The sequence below is a fragment of the Treponema sp. UBA3813 genome (assembly GCA_002368605.1).
In the GTDB taxonomy this organism is placed as follows: domain Bacteria; phylum Spirochaetota; class Spirochaetia; order Treponematales; family Treponemataceae; genus Treponema_D.
Window position 1 is genome coordinate 1 of the sequence record DFEB01000010.1, and the last position, 4,620, is coordinate 4,620.

2 protein-coding genes are annotated in these 4,620 nt (G+C 45.1%); one reads left to right on the forward strand and one right to left on the reverse strand.

The genetic code is table 11. The features are described from left to right. The coding region (locus B2089_RS00985) for a hypothetical protein (RefSeq protein ID WP_296685447.1) at positions 1-4,398 on the forward strand (4,398 nt) is incomplete at its 5' end. Positions 4,399-4,404: 6 nt separating this feature from the next. Here the strand turns inward: B2089_RS00985 and B2089_RS00990 are convergent. Then, a partial coding sequence (locus B2089_RS00990; RefSeq protein ID WP_296685450.1) for an OST-HTH/LOTUS domain-containing protein occupies positions 4,405-4,620 on the reverse strand: 216 nt, incomplete at its 5' end.

Sequence of the window (4,620 nt, forward strand, 5' to 3'; positions counted from 1 at the left end):
CAGAATGTAGATTTATCTCTCTATTTTATGCTCAACCACCACTGGTATTTTGAGGCGGCCTTTGCCGATGAGTTTACTAAAAACACTGTGGCGGCAGGCTACATCGGAGACGGATACCTAAAATCAGCGCGAATCTCAAACCGAAAGATTATTTTTCCATCGCTTTATTCCGTTGACGCAGTGAACAGGGGAATCGGTGGCGGCGACAATCAGGCTCCGGGTCTTTCATTCAACTGGAAGGGAGAAAAATGGCGGGCAGATGCGGCGGTAAGATACGATTTTATTGAAGCCCATGAAAAAACCTGGTACGGAAAGAATGCCGTGAGCATAAACGAAATTTCCCTGTCGAACTACAACAGCGGAAATCAGTACATTTTGCCAAAATCTTCCATGGTGCAAAGCGTCAAGGCAGTTTATGTTGAAAGCTCTTCAGGAAATTACCGTGACTCAAAGGGCAGGAAATACAAAAAACTCGATGAAAGCCAATATCTCCTTATGGCAAGTCAGAATCAGATTTTGCTCTCAAAGGACGCAAAGGCCTATCGTCAGGGCGGTGTCTTGCCTGCGGTGGCAGTGACTTTCTATTCTTCCGTAAGCGAAAGCGATTTTACCGACTATCTATCAAAAATAAAGGATTGGTTCTCACAAAGCGAAAACTCTAATTTTAAAATCGAAAATTATTTTTATTCCATAATAAACTCCATCGACGGCGAAAACTCTTTGTTTTTGCAGCATCCGTCGGGCTTCTCGCCTTTCGCCGTGGCTTCCCGCTACGATTGCGGCTCTTCTTCCGCTTCAGATGCCCAAGTCGCCTATTCCAGTACGGGCAGCGCCGACACGACCTATACGGCTGTCATCGATGAGGACAATCTTCGCTTTGCCAGCACGGATTTTTTCTATTCAAATCATTTGTACGCTGATCTTTCCCGGTCAGAGGATGATGAAAGCAGTGACGAAGTTGAGCGTCTCATTCACGCCGCCTTTCCTCTCGCAAAGGAACATCCCAAAATCTATCTTTTGACGGGTCAAAAAGAAGACCTGACACTTCAAGTGCGCACTTTTACGCCGGTAAATCGGCTGGACATAGGAACAAAAGCCGTCAGCGGAACAATCACCGTCTACAAAAACGGAATCATAGATCCGACAGCATCTTATGACGAAGAATCAGGCAGTATTACTCTCTCTTCGGCAGTTTCGGCAAGCGACCACATTACGGCCCGTTGGTACGAAGAAAGTGAAGATTCAACTTCCGGAGCCCTTGCATCGGCAGGGGGATTCAAATATGACTTTACTGAAAAGCTTTCAGCAGATATTTCGGCTTCAAGCAGGTGGAGTTATTCTCCTGACCGGGAATTTGCCGATTCATCTTACGCTTCCAAGGGATTTGCCACCGCCGCCAGCAGTATTTCCTACAAAGGAGAGAAATTTTACGCGAAAAACACGGTGGCCGCCACTTATGAAAACACCAACACCACAGGAAATTACCTGATTTTAGGCAACAATGACTCAAGTTCGGAAAGCTATTATCTTTCAAAAAAAGCAGGCGTCAATCTTCCCGGCGGCTTTGCCCCCACAATCAACGAAAAAGAGACAGGCGGAATATCAAACACAGAATTAAAATCTACAAAAAACGGCTCTGTCGAGGTGAGCGAGGGAAAATCGGACTCAGAGATTTCAGGCTATGCCCTTCCCTTTGAGTGGGATTTTTCAAGTCTTACAGCGGGAAGCGGTGAAAATCAAATCTGGGCAGCCCAGTCAATCTACACGCCAGGAGTCGCCTCATCCCTGGCAAACGCCAGCACCTTCTCCATCGCGCTGAAAAATGCCTCTTATTCACAAACTTTTGACACGACAAATTGCTCCCTCTACCTTCAGCTGGGAGTTTCGGCAGACGATGACTTTTCGGTAGAAGAATCAGATAAAATTCCCACATGGAAGATTTCTGATTCTGCAAGCGGACAGATAAAAAATTCCTTTGACTTCTCGAAATCAGGCTGGCAGATTGTCAAAATCTCCCTCTCGGACGAAGACCGAGCTGTCATCTCATCATTGGGAATGGCCAACGCCCGACTCATCATCACCAGCAAGGACACGGCCGCTATTCCCCAAACAGGCACGATTTTTGCAGGTCCTTATGAAGCAGGCGGGCTTACATTCACATTTTCAAGCGAAGCTGATGTGACAAGCACAAACTATCAGACAAAAGACACGGAACTATCTTCTTCAAAAATCAAGAAATTCAACAAATCACAGACAAACACCGTTCAATTCTTCGAATGGACTTTTGGAAGCAGCCCCAGCGAGGACAAAGAGCTTATTTTTACCCGCACATTTCCCCAAGTCGATTTAAGCGAGTACAAAAAACTCTCATTCTTCATAAAGGCAGAAAATGCATCTTCCGTCACAGTCACGCTTTCCCGTCCGAAATCTTCCTCCGAAGAAAAGGCCATCATCTACAAGATAGAAAATCCCTCAAACGAATGGAAGGAATATACAATCGATTTAAGCGGCAGCACGGACTCATCCCTCACAATTCTTGACACAGACATCGTTCCCACAAAACTCACAATCACCCTTGAGGCAAAATCCGATGGCAAGCTCTCATTCGATGAGCTTTATCTCAGTGAAAACACGCCCTTCATCGTCCTGCAGGATAAAATGGAAGCGGGCTATAAAATCAAAGGAAGCATTCTTGCCAGCGAAAATCATGAAATCCTAAAAGATTTTTCGATCTCAGCGACGGCAGACGGAGCTTCATCAATCGAAAGCGAGCATGGAAAGACTAAGGAAAAATCCCTGCAAGGCACGGGAAATCTCGCTTTTACCCTCACGAACATAAAAATCTCCGCAGGTGCAAGCCTTTCAAATGCCTACGACAAGAGCAAAAAGACAAAATCAAGTGACTTAACTCAAAAAAATACCCTTGCCGCGGCAAATCACTCCCTTGAAACGGAAAAACCACTTTTAAAAATGCTCTCCTTCTCCGAAAAATACAACTACAGCGCCAATGACGGCTCCCTCGAAAAGGCAAATTTCGCAAAAATCGATTTTTCTGAATATTTTTTACCGATTTCAATGGAAGGAATAACAAAAGCAAGTTCAGATTCATGGTCGCTGTCACAAAATTCCGAGACAAAAGCAGCTTTCAAAGGGAAAAATTTCTCCCTCTCAGCTTCTGCAAAAGCCAGTCAGAAAATCCTCACGGATTCAGCACTCTCCTCAAGCAGCAAGGGAAAGGAAAAATTCGCCACAGAAAATTACGCCTCAGCATGGAAAGAAATCACGGAATTCACTTTTGACACAGGAGATGAAAAAGCCTCAAAACGAAGCGTCGGTCTGTCTTCAAGCGCAAGCTATGCTTTCGAGCATGCAAAAGTCAAACCTGCCATTTTCTTTGAGACAGAAGGAAATTACAAATCAGCCTCAAAAAACACTTTCACCGATTCATCAAAAGCCGGTTTTGAAATTCCCTTCGCGATTTCAAAAAACAATTTCGCATTCTCATGGAAAAAATCCGCCGGAAGTTCGGCAGAAATCGAAAAAGGCGGTGACTACCAGCACGACACAGAGGAACTTTCAAAAGCCCTGAATGAAAAAAACTATTTTCTGAAAGCCGCTCCAATTTATGACCTTGCAAGCGCTCATCTCGCAAAAGAAGTTTACGAGACTGAAAGAGAATCAAATTTTTACACGGGAGCTTACGCCTTCACATGGAAAAGGGCATTTTTCGCCAACAAATACGATTTTTTCATTCCCCAATCGGCAAAAGTCGAAGCGACGAGGGACATTCGCACAGGAAGCAGCACTGCCGACTTCTATCAGATTAAAAACACGGTGAACTATACAGCCCTGAACATTTTCGGACGAAGTGGTAATCTCCCGATTTTCTCTTTTTTCTCAAACGATGAATACGCCTCTTCCCTCACCGCTGCCGTAAAAATTCCGCGGGAAAATTCTTCAAACTACAGCTACTTAGTCTCAGGCTATGTGCAGGCGACTCTTTATTTCACGAGCCAAAATTACCTAAAAAACGGATTTGAGGGAAGCATCGAAGGAAAAACAGACTGGAAGACAAAATATACCCTAATCTGGAAACGAAATGCATCATCTTCACTGGCCCAGGGAATTGCAGGAATCTTTAAAGGCGGAGCGGCGGAAAACACTTCTAAAATAACAAAAACCGACAGTTTGAATTTATCGGCGAGCTGCGCAAGTCCATCTTCATCCACAGGAAAGCCTGTAAGAAAATACACAATCGCCTACAGCCACGCCACAGAAACTCAAGTGTCAAAATATGTCTCGCTCAACACGGATGTGGGGCTGAGTTATTACGCTCTCTGGGAAAAAATCGCCACTCTCACAGCGACGGCAACTCTGGGAGCGACGATAAAATTCTAAAGGGTATTATTTTTCCACCGGGCGGTAATAGAAAGTCACATGACGGCGGCTGCTTCCCGCTTCTTTTTTCATCTCAAAGTCATCGTCGAAATATTCGATTAAGTCCGTAAGCTTTCGGAATCCGTAATCCACTGTGTCAAAGCCAGGATCCTGCCGCTTGAAGAAGGAACCGGCCGCGCTCACATCCGCCCAGCCTGTCTCGTCGGCGTATTTGTCGTAGGC